13 protein-coding genes are annotated in these 19,841 nt (G+C 73.5%); 3 read left to right on the top strand and 10 right to left on the bottom strand.

Going from position 1 to position 19,841, the window contains the following annotated elements; all coding sequences use genetic code 11:
* Positions 1 to 9: 9 nt before the first annotated feature.
* The 7 genes from rplU to MicB006_RS19455 form a co-directional block, all read right to left on the bottom strand.
* Positions 10 to 324: a 50S ribosomal protein L21 gene (rplU, locus tag MicB006_RS19425; protein ID WP_018787289.1), complete on the bottom strand. Its 315-nt coding sequence runs from the start codon at positions 322 to 324 to the stop codon at positions 10 to 12.
* Positions 325 to 620: 296 nt separating this feature from the next.
* On the bottom strand, positions 621 to 3,929 hold the full coding sequence (locus tag MicB006_RS19430; protein ID WP_116508003.1) for a ribonuclease E/G: 3,309 nt from the start codon (positions 3,927 to 3,929) through the stop codon (positions 621 to 623).
* Positions 3,930 to 4,059: 130 nt separating this feature from the next.
* A complete protein-coding gene (locus MicB006_RS19435) occupies positions 4,060 to 4,779 on the bottom strand; it encodes a TIGR03936 family radical SAM-associated protein (protein WP_116511619.1) in 720 nt (239 codons plus the stop codon).
* A gap of 394 nt (positions 4,780 to 5,173) precedes the next feature.
* Positions 5,174 to 6,661 (bottom strand): type VII secretion-associated serine protease mycosin, encoded by a 1,488-nt coding sequence (gene mycP / locus MicB006_RS19440; RefSeq protein ID WP_116508005.1) that lies wholly within the window; start codon positions 6,659 to 6,661, stop codon positions 5,174 to 5,176.
* Positions 6,662 to 6,671: 10 nt separating this feature from the next.
* Positions 6,672 to 8,156 (bottom strand): hypothetical protein, encoded by a 1,485-nt coding sequence (locus MicB006_RS32675; RefSeq protein WP_116508007.1) that lies wholly within the window; start codon positions 8,154 to 8,156, stop codon positions 6,672 to 6,674.
* A gap of 13 nt (positions 8,157 to 8,169) precedes the next feature.
* Positions 8,170 to 8,607 carry a hypothetical protein gene (locus tag MicB006_RS19450; RefSeq protein WP_030503083.1) on the bottom strand — a complete coding sequence of 146 codons (438 nt, stop codon included), beginning with the start codon at positions 8,605 to 8,607 and terminating at the stop codon, positions 8,170 to 8,172.
* 169 nt (positions 8,608 to 8,776) lie between these two features.
* Entirely contained in the window at positions 8,777 to 10,762 is a 1,986-nt protein-coding gene (locus tag MicB006_RS19455) for a TIGR03960 family B12-binding radical SAM protein (RefSeq protein ID WP_116508009.1), read from the bottom strand.
* Between the two features lie 206 nt (positions 10,763 to 10,968).
* Here MicB006_RS19455 and MicB006_RS32400 point away from each other — a divergent pair, with 206 nt between their 5' ends.
* Complete coding sequence (locus MicB006_RS32400; protein ID WP_116508011.1) at positions 10,969 to 13,047, top strand: hypothetical protein; 2,079 nt, start codon at positions 10,969 to 10,971, stop codon at positions 13,045 to 13,047.
* A 4-nt stretch (positions 13,048 to 13,051) separates the two neighbouring features.
* Here MicB006_RS32400 and MicB006_RS19465 read toward each other — a convergent pair whose 3' ends face one another.
* Both MicB006_RS19465 and ileS read right to left on the bottom strand, forming a co-directional pair.
* Complete coding sequence (locus tag MicB006_RS19465) at positions 13,052 to 13,744, bottom strand: 1-acyl-sn-glycerol-3-phosphate acyltransferase (protein WP_116508013.1); 693 nt, start codon at positions 13,742 to 13,744, stop codon at positions 13,052 to 13,054.
* 144 nt (positions 13,745 to 13,888) lie between these two features.
* The gene (gene ileS, locus MicB006_RS19470; RefSeq protein ID WP_116508015.1) at positions 13,889 to 17,035 is read right to left on the bottom strand and encodes an isoleucine--tRNA ligase; all 3,147 of its coding nucleotides are present in this window, start codon (positions 17,033 to 17,035) and stop codon (positions 13,889 to 13,891) included.
* Positions 17,036 to 17,429: 394 nt separating this feature from the next.
* Here ileS and MicB006_RS19475 point away from each other — a divergent pair, with 394 nt between their 5' ends.
* Entirely contained in the window at positions 17,430 to 17,870 is a 441-nt protein-coding gene (locus MicB006_RS19475) for a carboxymuconolactone decarboxylase family protein (protein ID WP_116508017.1), read from the top strand.
* A gap of 60 nt (positions 17,871 to 17,930) precedes the next feature.
* Here the strand turns inward: MicB006_RS19475 and ndk are convergent, their stop codons facing one another.
* Positions 17,931 to 18,356, bottom strand: a complete 426-nt coding sequence (gene ndk, locus MicB006_RS19480; RefSeq protein ID WP_073831941.1) for a nucleoside-diphosphate kinase — start codon at positions 18,354 to 18,356, stop codon at positions 17,931 to 17,933.
* 144 nt (positions 18,357 to 18,500) lie between these two features.
* Here ndk and MicB006_RS19485 point away from each other — a divergent pair, with 144 nt between their 5' ends.
* Positions 18,501 to 19,820, top strand: a complete 1,320-nt coding sequence (locus MicB006_RS19485) for a VOC family protein (RefSeq protein WP_116508019.1) — start codon at positions 18,501 to 18,503, stop codon at positions 19,818 to 19,820.
* The last annotated feature ends 21 nt before the right edge of the window (positions 19,821 to 19,841 follow it).

Genomic DNA, 19,841 nt, shown 5'->3' on the forward strand with positions numbered 1-19,841 from the left:
GAGGACGACCTACTTCCCGCTGGAGATGCCGGTCACCTTGACCTGGGTCAGCGGCTGGCGGTGACCCTGGCGCTTGTGGTAGCCGGTCTTGTTCTTGAACTTGTGGATCCGGATCTTCGGGCCCTTGGTGTGCGCGGCGATCTCGCCGGACACCGCGACCTTGGCGAGCTTCGCCGCGTCGGTCACCAGGTCGTCACCGTCGACGAGGAGCACCGCGGTGAGCTTCACCGCGTCGCCGGGGGCACCGGCGAGCTTCTCGACCTCGATCACGTCGCCCTCGGCGACCTTGTACTGCTTGCCGCCGGTCTTGACGATCGCGTACATCGGAGGCGGACTCCCTGTCGTTGAGGCTGCTGGCGTCTATTCCACCGCTGCCGGTTGTCACACCGGCGGCGGTCGTTCCCACGGCGTCTCGCCGGGAGCCGTGACACCGGCGGAGCGGGCACGCGGGAACTCAGCACACCAAAGTGCGCCGCAGGCAAGCGTACGCCATACCCGGCCCGCCCCCCAAACCGGGCTGCCGCCCGGCGTCCTCCCGAGCTGCCCGGCAGGCACGACAGGGCCCCCGTATCCACCACGCCAGGCGTGGAACGGGGGCCCTGTTCGCGCAGTTCAGCGCCTTACGGCCGGGTACGCCGCCGGGCGCCGCCACGGCGCGCCCGCCGGCGCGGGGCACCGCCGTCCTCGTCGCTGTCGCCGTCACCGAGCGCGTCCGGGTCGTCGGCTGCGGCCAGCCGGGCCGAGTCGCCTTCCTGGCTGTCCGCGACCGCCGGGGCGGCCGGTGTGTCCGTCTCGAACCGGGACAGGTCGTAGCCCTGGGTGTCGTAGTAGTCGTCGTCGGTCTCGACCACCTCGGCGACGGTCCGCTCCGGCGGCGCGACGGCCACGGGCGGCTCGATGCCGGCAGGCGGCTGCGCGGCCGGCTGCTCCGGCGCGACCTCCACGGCCGGCTTCTCCGCGGCGGCCTTACGGCCCCGGCGACGACCCTTCTCCTCGGCCGGCGCGGCGACCGCCGAGGCGACCGCCTTGACCTTCTCCCCCGCGCCGCCGCCACGCGGCTTCTCCGGCACCGGCTCGGTGTGAATGATCACGCCCCGGCCCTTGCAGCACTCGCAGGTCTCGCTGAACGCCTCCAGCAGGCCCGCGCCGATGCGCTTACGGGTCATCTGCACCAGGCCGAGCGAGGTGATCTCGGTGACCTGGTGCTTGGTGCGGTCCCGGCCGAGACACTCGGTGAGCCGGCGCAGCACCAGTTCCCGGTTCGACTCCAGCACCATGTCGATGAAGTCGATCACCACGATGCCGCCGATGTCGCGCAGCCGCAACTGGCGCACGATCTCCTCGGCCGCCTCCAGGTTGTTGCGGGTGACCGTCTCCTCCAGGTTGCCGCCGGAGCCGGTGTACTTGCCGGTGTTCACGTCGATGACCGTCATCGCCTCGGTGCGGTCGATCACCAGCGAGCCGCCGGAGGGGAGGAAGACCTTCCGGTCCAGCCCCTTGAGGATCTGCTCGTCGATCCGGTACTCGGCGAACACGTCCACCACCCCGGCGTGCCGGCGCAGCCGCTCCACCAGGTCCGGGGAGACGTGCGAGAGGTACGACTCGACCATGCCGTACGCGGACTCGCCCTCGATGACCAGCTCGCGGAAGTCCTCGTTGAAGAGGTCCCGGACCACGCGGATGACCAGGTCCGGCTCCTCGTAGAGCAGCACCGGGGCGCCGCCCTCGGTCGCCTTGGCCTGGATGTCCTCCCACTGCGCCTGCAGCCGCTTCACGTCGCGCGCCAGCTCGTCCTCGCTGGCGCCCTCGGCCGCGGTCCGGACGATCACCCCGGCGCCGTCCGGCACCAGCTTCTTCAGCGCGTCCCGCAGACGCTTGCGCTCGGTGTCCGGCAGCTTGCGGCTGATCCCGGAGGCGTTGCCGTTGGGCACGTAGACCAGGTGCCGGCCGGAGAGCGCGATGTGACTGGTCAGCCGCGCGCCCTTGTGCCCGATCGGGTCCTTGGTCACCTGCACCAGCACCGAGTCACCGGAGCGCAGCGCCTGCTCGATCGAGCGCGCCCGGCCCTCCAGGCCGGTGGCGTCCCAGTTGACCTCGCCGGCGTACAGCACCGCGTTGCGCCCACGCCCGATGTCGACGAAGGCGGCCTCCATGCTCGGCAGCACGTTCTGGACCTTGCCCAGGTAGACGTTGCCGGCCATGGTGGCGGACGAGTTGCGGGTCACGTAGTGCTCGACCAGCACGCCGTCCTCGAGCACCGCGATCTGGGTGCGGTCGCCGCGCTGGCGGACCACCATCACCCGGTCGACCGCCTCCCGGCGGGCCAGGAACTCCGACTCGCTCAGGATCGGCGGACGCGTGCGCCGCTGCTCACGGCCGTCCCGGCGGCGCTGCCGCTTGGCCTCCAGCCGGGTCGAGCCGGAGACACCCTGCACCTCGTCGACAGGCTTGCGCGGCTCACGGATCTTGACGACGGTGGGCACGCCGTCCTCGGCGGCGGTGTCCGCCTCCCCGGCGCCCCGGCGGCGACGACGGCGACGGCGACGGGTCATCCCCTCGCCGTCGGACTCCTCTTCCTCGGCGGACTCCTCGGCCTCCTCCTCGGCGGCCTCGGCGGTGCCGGGCTCCTCGGTCTCCTCGTCGTCGGCCTCGTCGGCGCCACCCCGGCCCCGGCCCCGGCCACGGCGACCCCGGCGACGACGACGCCGCGCGGCGGCCGTCTCGTCGTCCTCGTCGATCTCGGCGGACTCCTCGGCCTCGGCGGCCGGCTCCTCCTCGACGACCTCCGGCTCGACCTCGGCCTCGACCGGCTCGACCTCGGCCTCGACCGGCTCGACCTCACGGCGACCGCGACGGCGACGCCGGACGGTCTCGACCGCTTCCTCGATCGGCTCCTCCGCCGCCGGGTACGTGACCTGGACGGCGGGTGCCTCGTCGGGCTGCGGGGCCATGAACAGGACGGTCGGCGCGGAGAGCGCGGCACGACGCCGGCGGGTGGTGGCGGGCGGCGTCTCGGCCGGCTCCTCGGCGACGCGCGGCACGGCGGCGCCCGTCGACACCACGCCCGTCGTGTCCGCCGGGCCGCCGCTGCGGGCCAGGTCGACCTCGTGGGTACGCGCACCCGCGGCGCTCGCGTCCTCGACGGTCCCGCCCTCGGCGTCCTCGTCCTCGACGTCCTCGCCGGTGGTCTCACCGATGCCGGCCGTGTCGCCGGTGCTCGTCTGGCCGCCGGTGGCGGCCCTGCCCCGGCGGGTGGTGGCCTTGTCGCCGGTGGCGGCGCGCCGGCCGGTGCGGGCCGGCGCGGCGGTCCCCGCGGTCTCGGCGGTGACGGCCCCACCCGGTGCGGTGGCCTCGTCACCGCCGATGTCGGCGCGTCCCTCGGCGATCAGGTCGCCCCCGGGCGCGGAGACCGGCCCGTCGATCACGGCGTTCTCGGACGCCTGCACCGCGGCGGCGGTCTCGTCCGGCGCCACGGTCTCGGCGGCGGGCGGGGTGGCCTTGCGGCGACGGGTCCGGGTCACCTTCACCGGCGGCACGACCTCGTCCGAGGCGGCCTCCACCCCGGCCGCGGCCACCGGCTCCTCGACCGCCTTCGCCGGGGTCGCCTTACGGCGGCGCCGGGTGGTCTTGGGCGCGGCGTCCAACTCGCCCGCGATCGGGGCGAGCACCTCGGCCTGCGGCGACTCGCCGCTGCCGGTCACGGTCGCGGACGCCTCCACCGGCGCGTCGGTCTGCTCCGGCTGGTTCAGCGGGGCGGCCTTGCGGCGGCTGGCCCGCTTACGGGCCGGCGGTTTGGTCTCGGCGACGTCCTCCGCGCTGCCGGAGGTGGCGACGTCGGCGCTGCCGGAGGCGATGGCGGCACTGTCGGCGGTCGTCCCGGCCGGCTCTGCGCCGGTCCGTTCGCCGCCCTCGGGCTCGTTCTCGAGCATGGACGTTCTCCAGTTCTGGCTGCCCCGGGCGCGGGTGAGCGCTGCCACGCAGGGTTGCCGCAAAGGTGTTTCCGCCGGGCACGCAAACGCGCGACCGCCGAAGTCTGCCTGCCAGAACGCTGACCGACGGTCAGCGCTCTCCGATGGTTGCCCCGTCGCGATCCGCGTCCAACGGATCGACGATCTCGCCCTGCGCGGTCAACGTGCCCTGCGCCAGCCGAATCACCTTGGGGGTGACCGGCGGCTCCAGGGCGGCCACCGCGCGGAGGCCGGACAGGACGTCATCGGGCCGAACGGACGGGGTGACCTGCCGCACGACCAGTTCGAGTATCGCACACGGTACGGCCGCCGCCTCGGAAGGCGTCTCAGACGGAGACATCACATCGATGGACACCACTGCCGCGCGGGCGTCGAACGTCCGCCGCCCCTGCTTGGTCATCCGCTCGACCTGGATCTCGTCGGCGGCGGTGAAGGCCGCCACGGCCTCCGCCAGCACCTTCGGGTCCACCTCGGGCAGCTCGATCCGCCAGTACGACGCCTCGATCCGGTCGGCGAGGCTGCCACCGGTGGCCTCCACCGCGTCGAGCACGTCGAGCCCGGGCGAGAGCGCGGCGTCGAGAGCCTCGCGCAGCCGCGCCGGGTCGACCGGCTCACGCAGCCCGATCTCCAGGTACTCCGCCTCGCTGGCCACACCGGTCGGCGCCGCCGAGGCGTACGAGATCTTGGGGTGCGGTGTGAAGCCCTGGGAGAACGCGATCGGTACGCCGGCCCGGCGCAGCGCGCGCTCGAAGGCCCGGGCGAAGTCGCGGTGCGAGGTGAAGCGCAGCGGTCCCCGCTTGGCGTACCGGATGCGGACCCGCTGGACGACGGGCGCCTGGCCGCCCTCGGGTTGAGGCTTTCTGGCGATCGTGAGCTCCTCGGCTGTGCCTGCGTATCCGTCCCATCCTGGCGCAGTGCTCGCCGCGCCCCACACCCGGGGCTACCCCACCCATCCCAAACCCGCCCAAAACCCCGCCCGCTCCCCCACCCGGACACCTCGTCCCGCCGCGATCAAGGAGTTCACGTCCAGATCCCACCCACCCGAGGCCCCAAACCCCTTGATCACGCAGCCCGCTCGGCCCCGGCGGGCCGAGCGAGACGGGTGATCATGAGGTTGGCGGCGGGATTGGAGATCGACATCGCCGCCAACCTCATGATCAACGGGGTTGGCGGCGGGTCCGGAGAGGGAGGGCGGGAGCGTGGGGTCAGGTGCGGTTGTCGTGGGGCGGGGTGGGCTGGGCCGGGGGTGGGTAGGCGCCGGGGCCGGGCTGGGGGTGGCCGCTCGGCGTGGGGTATCCGCCGGGCTGGGGGTGGGCGCCCTGGGTCGGTTGGCCGCCCGGGTGGGAGGGGGCGCCAGGGTACGGGGACGTGCCCGGTCGGGCGTAGGCGCCGGGCGACGAGGGGCCGCCCGGCGGGCCGTAGCCGGGAGGGGGGCCGTAGCCGGGAGGGGGGCCGGCGGGATGGCCGGCCGGGACCGGCGGGCCCTGACCGTTCATCCGGTCCAGCGCGTCGTCCGGGATGTCGGCGGCCCGCGCCAGCTCGCGCCGGTGCCGGCGGCGGTTCCAGATCAGGAACACCACGAGCGCCAGCAGCACCACCAGCGCCACGGCGATACCGATGCCGATCACCATGACCTGCTGGTCGGTGGGACCGCCCCGGTCGCCGTAGTCGGTCACGTCGAAGTCTTCGTCCTCGGCCGCGGCCGGCGGCGCGGACGCGCTGGCCGGAGCGGCGCCGAGCAGCGGGTTCGCCGACACCGACGGAACATCGGCGGTGAGCGCCGCCACCGGGTCGATCCGGCCGAAGCCGAACTGCGGGTCACGGCCGGGCGGGCCGGCGTCCCGGGCGGTACGGATGATCCGGTTGATCACGTCGGGTGCGGCGAGCCGGGGGAACTTCGACCGGATCAGCGCGGCCACACCGGCCACGATGGCTGTGGAGTCGGACGTGCCGTCGCCCCAGCCGTACCCCCGGTCGGGTCCGATGTTGTAGACCTCGTCCCCGGGCGCGGCGACCACCGCCTCCGGGCCCTGCGCCGACCCGGGCCAGAAACCGCCGCCCCGGGTCGTGCCGGTCACCGCGATCACGCCGGGGATCTTCGCGGGTGCGGCGATGTCCGGGCCGAGCTTGCGGACGTTGCCGGCGGCGGCCACCACGACCACGTCGCGTTCCAGCGCGTACCGGATCGCCGCCTCTTCGCCCTCGTCGACGGCGCCGGCGTGCCCGTAGGACAGGTTGAGCACCTTCGCGCCGCCGTCCACAGCCATCCGGATGCCGGTCGCGGAGTTGCCCGCGTCGGCGCCCTTGTCGCCGGACGGCGTGCGGATGGGCAGGATCCGGGCGTCCGGCGCGACGCCGACCACTCCGGTCCCGTTCGCCGCGATGATCCCGGCCATGTGGGTGCCGTGGCCGTCCGGGTCGCGCCGGCCGTCGCCGGAGTCGAACGTGCTGCGGCCGGCGAGGAGCCGGCCGCGCAGGTCCGGGTGGTTGGCGTCGGCGCCGCTGTCGACCACTCCGACCACGACGCCCCGCCCGGTGGAGATCTGGTGCGCCCGGTCGATCCGCAGCTCGTCGAGGTACCACTGCTCGGCCCGGCGGGGAGCGCCGACCGCCGGCTGCGCGGCCCCCAGCACCATCAGCCCGGCCAGCAGCGCGGCCGCCACCGGCCGGAGCGCGCCGACGTGCACCCTCATCCGTCCGTCCTCATCGCAGGATGCCCGGGGACGCACCGTCACCGGTGCCCCACGGATCGTCGTCCTCAGTCAACCACGACGAGTGGTCGCCACCGCCGCCGCCATGCCCGGCGCCGCCGTGGCCGCCCATCATCCCGCCACCCATCATTCCGCCGCCCGCCATGCCCGCGCCGGCCAGGCCGCCACGCGCACCGGCGCCGCCCGGCCCCGCGCCCGCCGCCGCACGGAGCGCGCCGGCCGCGCTGGTCAGCGGGGGCACCTTGCCGTTGCCGCCGCCGACCATGCCGGGCAGCGCGCCCATGCCCATGCCGCCGGCCGCGCCGAGGCCGCCACCGCCGAGGCCGCCCGCCGAACCCAGCCCGGCGCCACCGCCACCGCCACCGAAGCCGGCGCCGCCGGTGCTCAGCCCGGCGCCGCCACCGAAGGTGCTGCCCGGGCCGCCCGGGGTGATCGTGCCCGGCCCGCCCGCGCCGGCCAGGCCGGTGCCGTACTCGGGAGTGCCGGAACCCGGGGCGCCTGCGCCGGGCACGCCGGTGCCGGGCGGGGTGTACGAGCCGCCGCCGGGGCCGCCGCCCAGCTCGGGCACGCCGGTGGTCGGCGGGGGCGTGAACGAGCCGCCGCCGGGCACGCCGGCACCACCGCCGCCGATGCCGGTGCTGCCCAGCGAGGGCATCCCGCCGCCACCGCCGGCACCGCCACCACCGCCGCCGGGCAGCCCGCCACCCGGCACTCCGGACGGGGGTACGCGGGGGTCCGCGCGGTAGCCGTCGTCGAGCCGGCCGTCGGGCTGGGGTACCAACAGCTTGGGGCGCTCGGCCTCGACCGCGGCCGGCAGCGGCGACATCGCCCTGTTGGCCGCCTGCTGGTTGTCGCGGTACCAGTTGTCCAGGTGGGACTTGGTGTCCCACCAGCCGCCGCGCTTCTGGTCGTTGGCGTTGCCGTCGACCTTCATGGTGGCTTCGAGGTCGTCGGCCTTGTCGCGGAACGCGCCGTCGGCGTAGAGCGCCTGGTTGGACTGGTAGTCGCTGCGCAGTGCGGCGAGGAATCCGGACTGGCTCTCGCCGTCGCGGGCGTCGTCCAGTTCGGTGCCGCCGGGCAGGCTCCACTCGTTCCAGCCGAAGTTGTCCATCAGCGGGATCGGGATGCTCGCCACCGCCGTACGGATGTCGCCCTCGATCCGCGACAGCGCGCCACTGACGTTGCTGGCGTGCGTGATGAGATCCTCGATCTCCTTGCCGATCTCGCCCAGGTGCTCGCGGTACGCGTCGCCGCCGCTGCCCTGCCAGCCGGCGAGCAGCCCGGGCAGACCGCCGGTGTGCGGGCGCTCCTGGCCGGCCGCGATCGGGCCGACGAACGAGCGGCCGACCAGCGAGTCACGCAGATGGCCGAGCGCGGTGGACAGGTTGCGCCAGCCCGCGCCGACCGAGCCCACGGTCTCCGGATCCGCCGAGAGCGTCACCTCACGGACGCAACGCTCCCAGGTGCCTCCTGCCATGACCGTCTCCCCCTCAGGCCGTGTACGGGTAGGTGGGCTGCTGCCCGGCGTCCGGCGGCGGGGCCGCGGTCTCCAGCAGCCGCTCGATGTCCTTGCCGTTCGCGGCGTTGCGGGCCTCGGCGTCGCGGAACGCCTTGGCGATGTCCTGCGTGCCCTGCTTCAGGCCGGCCAGCTTCATGGAGATGGCCTTGAGGTGGGCCTCCATGCTGGCCGTGGACCTGGTCAGCGCCGCCCACTGCATCCGGGCGTCCTCGTACGCGCCGAACGGGGTGCCGTTGGGCACCGTCTGCGCGTTGCCGCTGTCGCCCTTCATCCGCTCCTTGATGCGCTCCATCTCGTAGCCGATGGTGTCGTCGACGTACTGCTTGAGGCGCTCGACGTACTCCGCCGCGGCGTCCAGGTCCTCGACGCTGACGTGCAGATCGCCGGTGTCCGGCGGATTGATGCCCATGTCTGCTGTCCTCCCCGCTACCGGCCCCCGGCCGGTCCATTACGGACGCAGCGTATCGAGGATGCACCAGTCGGGGCACCCCCACCCCGCGCACGCGGGCGGTCACCGCGAAAAGACGACGGAGCGCGGGAACCCGGTCGGGTTCCCGCGCTCCGGTACGGTCCGGGCCTCAGCCCTGGGCGGCGGCGGGCAGCTTCAGGCCATTGACCGGGGTCAACGGCAGCAGCTTGCGGCCGGTCGGGCCAATCTGGATCTCGGTGTCCATGGACGGGCACACGCCGCAGTCGAAGCACGGCGTCCAGCGGCAGTCGTCCTGCTCGTACTGCGACAGCGAGTCCTGCCAGTCCTGCCAGAGCCAGTCCTTGTCCAGGCCGGAGTCGAGGTGATCCCAGGGCAGGACCTCCAGCTCCTCACGCTCGCGGGTGGTGTACCAGTCGAGGTCCACCCCGTACGCCGGCAGCACCTCGGCGGCGGCGTCCACCCAGCGCTGGTACGAGAAGTGCTCGCTCCAGCCGTCGAACCGGCCGCCGTTCTCCCAGACCCTGCGGATCACCGCGCCGACCCGGCGGTCGCCCCGGGACAGCAGGCCCTCGATCAGCGACGGCTCGCCGTCGTGGTAGCGGAAGCCGATCGCCCGGCCCAGCGACCGGTCGCTGTTGATGGCCTGCTTGAGCAGCTTGAGCCGACCGTCGATGACCTCCGGCCGCTCCATCGAGGCCCACTGGAACGGGGTGTGCGGCTTGGGCACGAACCCGCCGATGGAGACGGTGCAGCGGATGTCCTTGGACCCGGTGGCCGCGCGGCCGGCCCGGATCACCTCGTGCGCCATGTCGGCGATCTCCAGGACGTCCTCGTCGGTCTCGGTGGGCAGGCCGCACATGAAGTAAAGCTTCACCTGCCGCCAGCCGTTGGAGTACGCGGTGACCACGGTGCGGATGAGGTCTTCCTTCGACACCATCTTGTTGATCACCTTGCGGATCCGCTCCGACCCGCCCTCCGGGGCGAACGTCAGACCGGTACGCCGCCCGTTGCGGGACAACTCCTGCGCCAGGTCGATGTTGAACGCGTCCACCCGGGTCGACGGCAGCGACAGCGAGACGTTCGTGCCCGCGTACTGCTCGGCCAGCCCGGAGCACATGTCGCCGATCTCCGAGTGGTCGGCCGACGACAGCGACAGCAGGCCCACCTCGTGGAAGCCGGAGAACTCCAGACCCTGCTGGACCATCTGGCCGACGGTGGTGATCGAACGCTCCCGCACCGGGCGGGTGATCATGCCGGCCTGGCAGAAGCGGCAGCCCCGGGTGCAGCCCCGGAAGATCTCCACCGCGTACCGCTCGTGCACCGTCTCGGCGAGCGGGACCAGGGGCTTCTTCGGGTACGGCCAGGCATCCAGGTCCATCGTCGTGCGCTTGTGCACGCGGAACGGCACGTCCGGGCGGTTCGGCACGACCCGCTGGATCCGGCCGTCGGGCAGGTAGTCGACGTCGTAGAAGCGCGGCACGTAGACGCTCTCGGTGCGGGCCAGCCGCAGCAGCAGCTCGTCCCGGCCGCCCGGGGAGCCCTCGGCCTTCCACTCCCGCACGATGGCGGTGATCTCCAGCACCGCCTCCTCGCCGTCGCCGAGCACCGCGGCGTCGACGAAGTCGGCGATCGGCTCCGGGTTGAACGCGGCGTGCCCGCCGGCCACGATCACCGGGTCGGCGTCGGTGCGGTCGGCGGCGAGCAGCGGGATGCCGGCCAGGTCGATCGCGGTGAGCAGGTTGGTGTAGCCCAGCTCGGTGGAGAACGAGACGCCGAACACGTCGAAGTCACGCACCGGACGGTGGGCGTCGACGGTGAACTGCGGCACGCCGTGGGCGCGCATCAGCTTCTCCAGGTCCGGCCAGACCGCGTACGTCCGCTCGGCCAGCACGTCGGGCAGCTCGTTGAGCACCTCGTACAGGATCTGCACGCCCTGGTTGGGCAGGCCCACCTCGTACGCGTCCGGGTACATCAGCGCCCACCGGACGGTGGCGGCGTCCCAGTCCTTGACCACCGCGCCCAGCTCTCCACCCACGTACTGGATGGGCTTGGTCACCTGCGGCAGCAGCGGCTCCAGCCGGGGCCAGACCGAGTTGGCGGCGGCGGGACGTGGAGTAGTGGACGGGGCACTCATGATGCCCAAGCGTACGCGGTGCCCCCGCTCTCCCCCGCGCCCGCGCCCGGGTCCGCCGCGTTGATCAAGGAGTTTGCGGGCTGTCCCGCGCTCCCACCGGACACGAACTCCTTGATCACCGGAGTGGGGCCGGCGGGCGGGCGGGATTAGTCCTGGGTGGCGGGGCGGTACTAACCTCGCAACGGGCGCGAGAGGAGATAGCCGCGATGCCGCAGCCGCAGCCGGGGGCGGGCCGGCCGGCCGACGGGGCCGAGGAGCCGACCGTCACCGAGCAGGCCACCGCCGTCGACACCGAGGACGCCACCGGCGCCTCCGCTCCGGCGTCGCCGCCCGCCGCCGCGCCCGAAGGCCAGCCGTCCACCACGCCGGACGCCCCCGCGACGCCCGGGGACCAGCCGTCCGAAGCCGCACCGAACGGCGCTTCCGCCGATGCGCAGGCGCCCACCGAGCCCGCCGCCGAGCCTCGGCACGACGCGGTCCCGCAGCCGCGGACCACCGAGGCCGAGACGCCCACGAACGAGGTCGACGCCACCGAGGCGGAGACGTCCAGGAACGAGGTCGACGCCGCGCCCGAGACGCCCACGGACAAGGTCGAGCCCACCGGCACCGAGAAGCCCACCGAGAAGGTCCAGCCCATCGAGACCGAGAAGCCCACCGAGAAGGTCCAGCCCGCCGAGACCGTCCAGCCCGCCGGAACCGGGACGCCCACCGACGAGGTCCGGTCCGCCGCGACCGAGACGGCCACGGACAGGGCTGCGACCCCCGCCGCCGGCACCGAGACGCGCGCCGACGCCCCGGCAACCGACGCCGGAACAACCGCCGAGACCGCCGGAACGCCGGCCGAGACCACCGCGACAGCCGCCGGCGGGACCGACACCGTCCCGCAGGTGCCGGTCCCCCGGGCCCGGGGGTCGGCCCCGGTGCCGGGCCGGACCACACCTGTCCCCACCCCCCGGACCGCCCGCCAGCCGGACCCGACCCGGATCGACGCGGCCCCGCAGCCGCCGGCGGCCACCACCACGCCGGACCCGACCCGGATCGACGCCGCACCGCAGCCACCCCCGGCCACCACGCCGGACCCCACCCGGGTGGACAACGCCCCGAACCCGGCTGAGAACGCACCGAACGCCACCCGGGTCGAGGCGCCGCGCTGGAGCGGCTCCGCCGCCGTCCCGCCACCGACGCCGAGCCGGCCCCGCTGGGGCGCGTCCGCCGAGCCCACGCCGGTGCCGCCGCTGGACTCGCCCGAGCACGCCACGCCGGTCGACCCGTGGGAGGGGGTGGACACCACCGGCTGGGAGTTGCACGCGCCGGAGCTGCCACCCCTGACGCCGACGCTGCCGTACACCGCGCCCTGGTCGACGCCGAACCCCCACCCGACCCACCCGGCGCCGCCCCACTTACAGCCGCCCCACCCACAGCCGCCCGCCGCCCGGCCGGTCTCCACTCCGCCGCACCACCCGGCGCACCCCGCCGCTCCGGCCGCCCGGCCGGTCTCGCCGCCGCCACATCAGCCGCCGCCGTACCACCCGGCCGGGCCGGCCCGGCCGGTCTCGCCGCCGCCGCACGCGCCGCAGTACCCCGCCGCACCGGCAGCCCGTCCCCTGCCACCGGCGGCGCCTCCCGCCACGCCCCGGCCGGCGAAGCCGGGGCGGCCGCCGAAGCAGCGCCGGAGCAAGGCCGGGCCGCCTGTCGCGCCGCCACCGGCCTGGCAGCAGCCGCCCAAGCGGACCCGCCGCAGGCGCCGCTGGCCCTGGGTGCTGCTGCTCAGCGTCGCGTGCTGCTGCGGCCTGCCGCTCTGGTGGTTCCAGCCGATCTCCAACCAGTACCCGGCCCGCGCCAGCCTCCCGGACCAGATCGACTCGATGCGGCTGCGCCAGGACGAGCGCAGTCAGGCCGCCGCCGAGGAGCTGAAGAGCCGGGTACGCGAGTCGAACCTGCTCGCCGAGGACACGTTCGCGGGCATCTACACGACGAGCGACGGCAAGCGGGTGACGTTGTTCGGCAGCACCGGCCTGCGGTTCAGTCCGGAGTCGGATGCCAAGGCGGAGATCGACCGCCTCGCCGGGGAGTACGCCCTGAAGGAGTCGGTGAACGTGGACACCGGTGTCCGGGGCCGGTACGCGCGCTGCGCGGTCGGCCAGGCGGACGGCGACTCGGTGGTGGTCTGCACCTCGGCCGACCACGGCAGTCTGACCACTGGTGTGTTCACCCGGCTGTCCGTGGACGACAGCGGGCGGCTACTGAACGATCTGCGTCAGCGTGTGGTGGTGCCGAAGTCCTGACCGCTCAGGCGGTCTGCTCACCGGCGGCCTGGTCGGCGCGCTTCGGCGCGTAGCGCGGGACGTACTCCTGGCCGCTGAGCTTCTGGATCTCGGCCATCATCTCGTCGGTCATCGCGCGCAGCGACGTGCGGTCGTCGGGACGCCCGGTGAAGTCCAGCGGCTTGCCGAACTTCATCCTGATCTTGGCGCGCCCGGGTCGCGGCACCCGCGTACCGATCGGCTGGGCCTTGTCGGTGCCGGTCACGCCGACCGGGATGACCGGCACACCGGCGGCGATCGCGAGCCGGACGGTGCCGGTACGCCCGCGGTAGAGCCGCCCGTCCGGCGAGCGGGTGCCCTCCGGGTAGACGGCCACCAGGTCACCGGCCTTGAGCACCGGGATCGCCGCGTCGAACGCGGTGAGCGCGGCCCGGCCGCCGGCCCGCTCGACCGGGATCGCGCCCAGCCCGGTGAGCACGAACTTGGAGAAGCCGCCCTTGAGCCCGGTGCCGTTGAAGTACTCCGACTTGGCCCAGAACGCCAGGTGGCGGGGCACCACGGTGCCGAGGAGCAGCTCGTCGGCGACGGAGAGGTGGTTGCTGGCGAAGATCGCGCCGCCGGTCGCCGGGATGTGCTCCAACCCCTCCACGTGCGGACGGAAGGCCAACCGGAGCGCGGGCGCCACGGTGAGCTTGCCGATGGTGTAGAGCAGGGGCACGGGTCCTCCGGCGGTCGTACGTGAAACAGGCGCTGTCACGGTAGCCGACGCGGCCGTCCGCCACCGAGCGGGTGGCCCGCAGTCCACTCGCTGGGGCTGGGCCCTCCCCCACCCGCAGGGGTGGGGGAGGGCGCCCGGTCCGGCTCAGACCTTCCGGACCGTCACTGTGACCCGCTCGCCGTCGCCGGCCTCGCCGGCGAAGCCGTCGAGGCCCTCGGCGAAGTCGATGCTGTCGGCCAGCACCTCCCGGGCCACGAAACCGGTGTACGCGGCGACCGCCGCGCGTACCTCCTCGGAGGCGGAGACGGCCACCGTGATCCGGTCCGAGACGTCCAGGTCGGCGTCGCGGCGGGCCTGCTGCACGACCCGGACCACGTCCCTTGCCAGCCCTTCGGCGGCCAGCTCCGGCGTGACCTCGGTGTCCAGCACGACCACGCCCTCACCGCCGGGCAGCGGCGCGGAGTGCTCCGCGTCGGCGGCGACCAGGCGCAGCTCGTACTCGCCCTCGGCGAGGGTGACCCCGGCGGCGACCGGGGCGCCGTCGCGCAGCTCCCACTCCCCCGCCTTGACCGCCTTGATCACCTGCTGGACGGCCTTGCCGACGCGCGGGCCGAGCGCCCGCGGCACCACCGTGAGGACCTGCTGGCAGTACGCGGACACCTCGTCGCTGAGCACTACCTCCTTCACGTTGACCTCGTCGGCCACCAGGTCGGCGAAGGGCCGCAGCTGGGCCGCGACGGGCGAGGCCACTGTCAGCTTCGCCAGCGGCAGCCGTACCCGCAGGCCCTTGGCCTTGCGCAGGGACAGCGCCGCCGAGGCGACCGCCCGGACGTTGTCCATCGCGGAGACCAGCTCGTGGTCGGCCGGGAACTCGTCCGCCTGCGGCCAGTCGGTCAGATGCACCGAACGCTCGCCGGTCAGCCCGCGCCAGATCTCCTCGGCGGTCAGCGGCACCAGCGGCGCCACCACCCGGCACAGCGTCTCCAGCACTGTCGAGAGCGTGTCGAACGCGTCCGCGTCGCCGGCCCAGAACCGGTCCCGGGACCGGCGCACGTACCAGTTGGTGAGCGCGTCCAGGTAGGACCGCACGGTGGCGCACGCGCCGGAGATGTCGTACGCGTCCATCTGCGCGCCGACGGTCGCCACCAGCTCGTTCGTCTTCGCCAGCACGTACCGGTCGAGCACGTGCGTGGAGTCGGTGCGGCGACGCGCGGTGTAGCCGTCGGCGTTGGCGTAGAGCGAGAAGAAGTACCAGACGTTCCACAGCGGCAGCAGCACCTGGCGAACCGCGTCCCGGATGCCCGACTCGGTGACCGCCATGTCACCGCCGCGCAGCACCGGCGAGGACATCAGCATCCACCGCATCGCGTCCGACCCGTAGGAGTCGAACACGTGGTAGACGTCCGGGTAGTTGCGCAGGCTCTTGGACATCTTGCGTCCGTCCGAGCCGAGCAGGATGCCGTGGCTGAGGCAGTTGCGGAACGCCGGCCTGTCGAACAGCGCGGTGGCCAGCACGTGCATGGTGTAGAACCAGCCGCGGGTCTGCCCGATGTACTCGACGATGAAGTCGCCCGGGTAGTGGTGCTCGAACCACTCGCGGTTCTCGAACGGGTAGTGCACCTGGGCGAACGGCATCGAGCCGGACTCGAACCAGCAGTCCAGCACCTCCGGCACCCGGCGCATCATCGACTTGCCCGTCGGGTCGTCCGGGTTGGGGCGGACCAGGTCGTCCACCGCCGGCCGGTGCAGGTCGGTCAGGCGTACGCCGAAGTCCCGCTCGATGTCGGCCAGCGAGCCGTACACGTCGACCCGCGGGTAGTTCGGGTCGTCGGAGCGCCACACCGGGATCGGCGAGCCCCAGAACCGGTTCCGGCTGATCGACCAGTCGCGGGCGTTCGCCAGCCACTTGCCGAACGAGCCGTCCTTGATGTGGCCGGGCGTCCAGTTGATCTGCTGGTTCAGCTCGACCATCCGGTCCTTGAACTTCGTCACCGCGACGAACCACGACGACACCGCCTTGTAGACCAGCGGGGTGTCGCAGCGCCAGCAGTGCGGGTACGAGTGGGTGTACGTGTCCTGCCGCAGCACCACCCCCCGCTCCTTCAGTTCCCGGATCACCGGCTTGTTCACGTCGAAGACCTGCTCGCCCTGGTACGGCGGCACCAGCGCGGTGAACCGGGTGTGGTCGTCCACCGTCACGATGGTCGGGATGCCGGCGGCGTTGCAGACGTTCTGGTCGTCCTCACCGAACGCCGGGGCCAGGTGGACGATCCCGGTGCCGTCCTCGGTGGTGACGAAGTCCGCGCCGAGCACCTGGTACGCGTTCTCCCCGGCCGGCTCGACCAGGAAGTCGAACAGCGGCGTGTAGCGGCGTCCGGCCAGGTCGCGGCCGTACACGGTGCCGACCTGCTCGTACCCCTCCAGCTCCTTGGCGTACGCGCCGAGGCGCGCCGCGCCGACGACGTGGCGCTCGCCGTCGCGTTCCAGCACGGCGTACTCGATGTCGGGGCCGACGGCGAGCGCCAGGTTGGACGGCAGCGTCCACGGCGTGGTGGTCCAGACGCCCAGCTTGACGGGACCGCGCAGCAGCTCCGGCGCATTCTCGTCGGCGGTCAGCCCGAACCAGACGGTGAGCGTCGGGTCGTGCCGGTCCCGGTAGACGTCGTCCATCCGGGTCTCGGTGTTCGACAGCGGGGTCTCGCACCGCCAGCAGTACGCCAGCACGCGGAAGCCCTCGTAGACCAGGCCCTTGTCGTGCAGGGTCTTGAAGGCCCACATGACGCTTTCCATGTAGTCCAGGTCGAGCGTCTTGTAGTCGTTGGCGAAGTCGACCCAGCGGGCCTGCCGGGTGACGTACCGCTCCCAGTCGTGGGTGAACTCCAGCACCGACGCGCGGCAGGCCTCGTTGAACCGGGCCACGCCGAGGTCGAGGATCTCCGCCTTGGTGGTGATGCCGAGCTGCTTCTCGGCCACCACCTCGGCGGGCAGGCCGTGGCAGTCCCAGCCGAACCGGCGCTCGACGCGCCGCCCGCGCATGGTCTGGTAGCGCGGCACCACGTCCTTGACGTAGCCGGTGAACAGGTGACCGTAGTGCGGCAGGCCGTTGGCGAACGGCGGGCCGTCGTAGAAGACGTACTCGTTCTCGCCGTCGCGGCCGGCGTCGCGGGCCTCGACCGACGCCTCGAAGGTCTTGTCGGCCGTCCAGTGCTCCAGCACCCGGCGCTCGACCGCGGGCAGGTCCGGGCTCGCCGGGACACCGGCGCCGGTCGGGTCGTGCAACGGATAGGCCATCGCCTGTCGCTCTCCCTCAGCAGCTCACTCGTCAGTGGTCTGCGAGGACGAGCCGAAGCCGGTACGCCGTGACCGGCGTCCCGGGCGTGGCCCGCGGTACCACCCCGCTTGGCGGCCGAGGTGCGACCGCCCGCTCGTTGGCCGGCTGTGACGGGCCGTCCCGTCCGGTTCTACTGGGCCGGTCACCCGGCTGTTCTTCCGGAGGCTCACCGGTGATGGCCGGGTCGTCGCCTGTACGCCCAAGCGTACTCGACCCCCCGCCCCTCCCGCCTCCGACTATCTCCCCTCCCCGTCTCACCCGGCGATCATGACCCCCGTCACACCGCCGACGCGTCACACCGCGCCCACCGTGCCCCGTCCTGTGCGCGTACCCCCACAAAACAAGGAGGCGGCGATGAGCCGGATGGACATGGCGGCGGTGGCGCCCGAGGCGTACCAGGCCGTGCTGGGCCTGGAGAAGTACGTCCGGACGAACGTGGACCACACCGTGCTGGAACTGGTGAAGCTGCGGGCGTCGATGCTCAACGGCTGCGCGTTCTGCGTGGACATGCACAGCCGGGAGGCGCTGGGGGCCGGGGAGGACAGCCGCCGGCTGTTCGCGGTCTCGGCGTGGCGCGAGGCGCCGTTCTTCGACGAGCGGGAGCGGGCCGCGCTGGCCCTCACCGACGCGGTGACCCGGCTCGGCGAGCACGGCGTGCCGGACGACGTCTGGGACGCCGCGGCGAAGGTGTGGTCGGAGAAGGAACTGGCCGACCTGGTGGTGGCGATCGCCACCATCAACGTGTGGAACCGGGTCGCGGTGACCTGCCGGACGCAGCCGCCGGCGCAGGTCTGATCGCCGACACACGAAGGCCCCGGTCCCGCCAGGAGCGGGCCGGGGCCGTCGGCGCGTCGGTCAGGCCAGCTCGGGGAACCAGAGCGCGATCTCGCGCTTGGCGCTGTCCGCCGAGTCGGAGGCGTGCACCAGGTTCTCCCGGTTCGACAGCGACAGGTCGCCCCGGATCGTGCCGGCGGCGGCCTTGCGGCCGTCGGTGCTGCCGATCATCGCGCGCACCACCTCGATCACCTGATCGCCGGAGAGCACCAGCGCCACCAGCGGACCGCTGGTCATGAACGTCTTCAGCGGCGGGTAGAACGGCTTGTCCACGTGCTCGGCGTAGTGCTGGTCGGCGAAGTCGCCGTCCATGCTCCGGCTCACCATCGCGTCGATCCGCAGGCCCTTGCGCTCGAAACGGGACAGGATCTCGCCCACCAGACCGCGGCGCACCGCGTCGGGCTTGATCAGTACGAGCGTCCGCTCGTCCGGGCTGCTGCTGGACACGCTGGTTTCCTCCTGCGCACTCAAACGGGGTCGGCTGGGTACGGTCAGCGTAGCGACCCGGTCCCGGCGCCGGCGCGGCGGCTGCGTCTTCCCTGGCCCGCCGTGGCGGCCTAGCCTGGCCCTGGAACCCCTGGGAGGTCCACTGTGGCGAATGGCGGGAACCGCACTATCGCGCCGGTACGCAAACTGATCGGCACGGTGCTGGGCACCGTCGCCACCTTCGTGACGGTGTTCGGGCTGGGCATGACCAGCTGGGCCATCGTCGCGCTCGGCGTCGCGCTGCTGGTGCTGGCGATCGCGCTGGCCACGGTACGCGGCGGCGGCCGCACCTGGGTGATCGGGCTGGGCCACGTGCACAGCGCCTCCGAACCACCCACCCAGTACGCGTTCGGCCGCTGCGAGCTGCAACTGGTGATCGACGCGCCCGGACTGCCGCCCCGCTCCAAGAAGATCATCGAGCCGCGGGTGCCGGTCGCCAAGTGGCCCTCGCTGGGCCAGGCGCTGCCGGTCCGGGTGGCGCTGGACGACCAGCGGCACGTACGCGTCCTCTGGGACGAGGTGCCCACCCACGCGGAGACCGCCGCCGCGGTGGCCGACCTGCCTCCCGAGTACGACGCCCCGGACCCGCTGGACGAGCCGTTGATCGCGCAGGAGGCGCCGCCGTGGGCCGGGCGCGCGCCCGAGGACGACTTCCGCGACGACTACCCGCCCGCGCCGGACCCGTACCTGGACGACGTCCCGCCGCGGGCCGACGAGCGCGAGCCGGTGGTGCTGCACCAGAGCCCCAGCGGCCGGATGGTGCTGGAGGGGCAGCTTGTCGAGCCGGCCGCCGCCGGTCCGCTCCCCCGCCGCGCCCCGGCGCCCCGTGCCCCCGCCGAGGAACCGATCGGCGCCCCGGAACCCGACAGCACGCGCGCCGGCGCCGCGGCGGCCGACACCGTGCCCGTCGAGACCGTGCCCGACCCGATCGACGTACCGCTGGACGACCCCTCGGACGCGCCCCGGCGCTCCGACACGCCGCCCACCGCCGAGGAACTGGACGAGGCCATCTTCGGCCCGTCCGGCGCGGCCGAGCCGGACGAGCTGGGCAGCCCCATCAGCGGCGTCGGCATCACCCTGCTCGTCACCGACCTGGACCGGTCCCTCGACTTCTACCGCGAACTCGGCTTCGACGAACTGGACCGCGGCGAGGGCAACGCCGTGCTCTCCTCCGGGCCGACCCGGCTGGTGCTGCGCCGGGTCACCGGAGCCGCCCCGATCAGCCGCCGCCTGGTGCACGTCAACCTGGAGGTGGACGACATCCAGGGCGCGTACGAGCGGCTGCGCGAATCAGGCGTCCGGTTCACGTACGCGCCGCGCGTGGTGAACCGGGGCACCAAGCTGGAGGTGTGGGCGGCGGCCTTCCGCGACCCCGACGGCCACGGCGTAGCCCTCACCCAGTGGCGCTCACTCGCCGACGCCTGAGGGTGTAAGGAAGGGCCCCTT

This window comes from Micromonospora sp. B006 (assembly GCF_003408515.1).
Taxonomy (GTDB): Bacteria; Actinomycetota; Actinomycetes; order Mycobacteriales; family Micromonosporaceae; genus Micromonospora; species Micromonospora echinospora_A.

What these genes read in the sequence shown, in the direction of transcription:
- rplU (WP_018787289.1), bottom strand. Translation starts at nt 324, where the DNA reads ATGTACGCGATCGTCAAGACCGGCGGCAAGCAGTACAAGGTCGCCGAG.
- MicB006_RS19430 (WP_116508003.1), bottom strand. Translation starts at nt 3,929, where the DNA reads ATGCTCGAGAACGAGCCCGAGGGCGGCGAACGGACCGGCGCAGAGCCG.
- mycP (WP_116508005.1), bottom strand. Translation starts at nt 6,661, where the DNA reads ATGAGGGTGCACGTCGGCGCGCTCCGGCCGGTGGCGGCCGCGCTGCTG.
- MicB006_RS32675 (WP_116508007.1), bottom strand. Translation starts at nt 8,156, where the DNA reads ATGGCAGGAGGCACCTGGGAGCGTTGCGTCCGTGAGGTGACGCTCTCG.
- MicB006_RS19450 (WP_030503083.1), bottom strand. Translation starts at nt 8,607, where the DNA reads ATGGGCATCAATCCGCCGGACACCGGCGATCTGCACGTCAGCGTCGAG.
- MicB006_RS19455 (WP_116508009.1), bottom strand. Translation starts at nt 10,762, where the DNA reads ATGAGTGCCCCGTCCACTACTCCACGTCCCGCCGCCGCCAACTCGGTC.
- MicB006_RS32400 (WP_116508011.1), top strand. Translation starts at nt 10,969, where the DNA reads ATGCCGCAGCCGCAGCCGGGGGCGGGCCGGCCGGCCGACGGGGCCGAG.
- ileS (WP_116508015.1), bottom strand. Translation starts at nt 17,035, where the DNA reads ATGGCCTATCCGTTGCACGACCCGACCGGCGCCGGTGTCCCGGCGAGC.
- MicB006_RS19475 (WP_116508017.1), top strand. Translation starts at nt 17,430, where the DNA reads ATGAGCCGGATGGACATGGCGGCGGTGGCGCCCGAGGCGTACCAGGCC.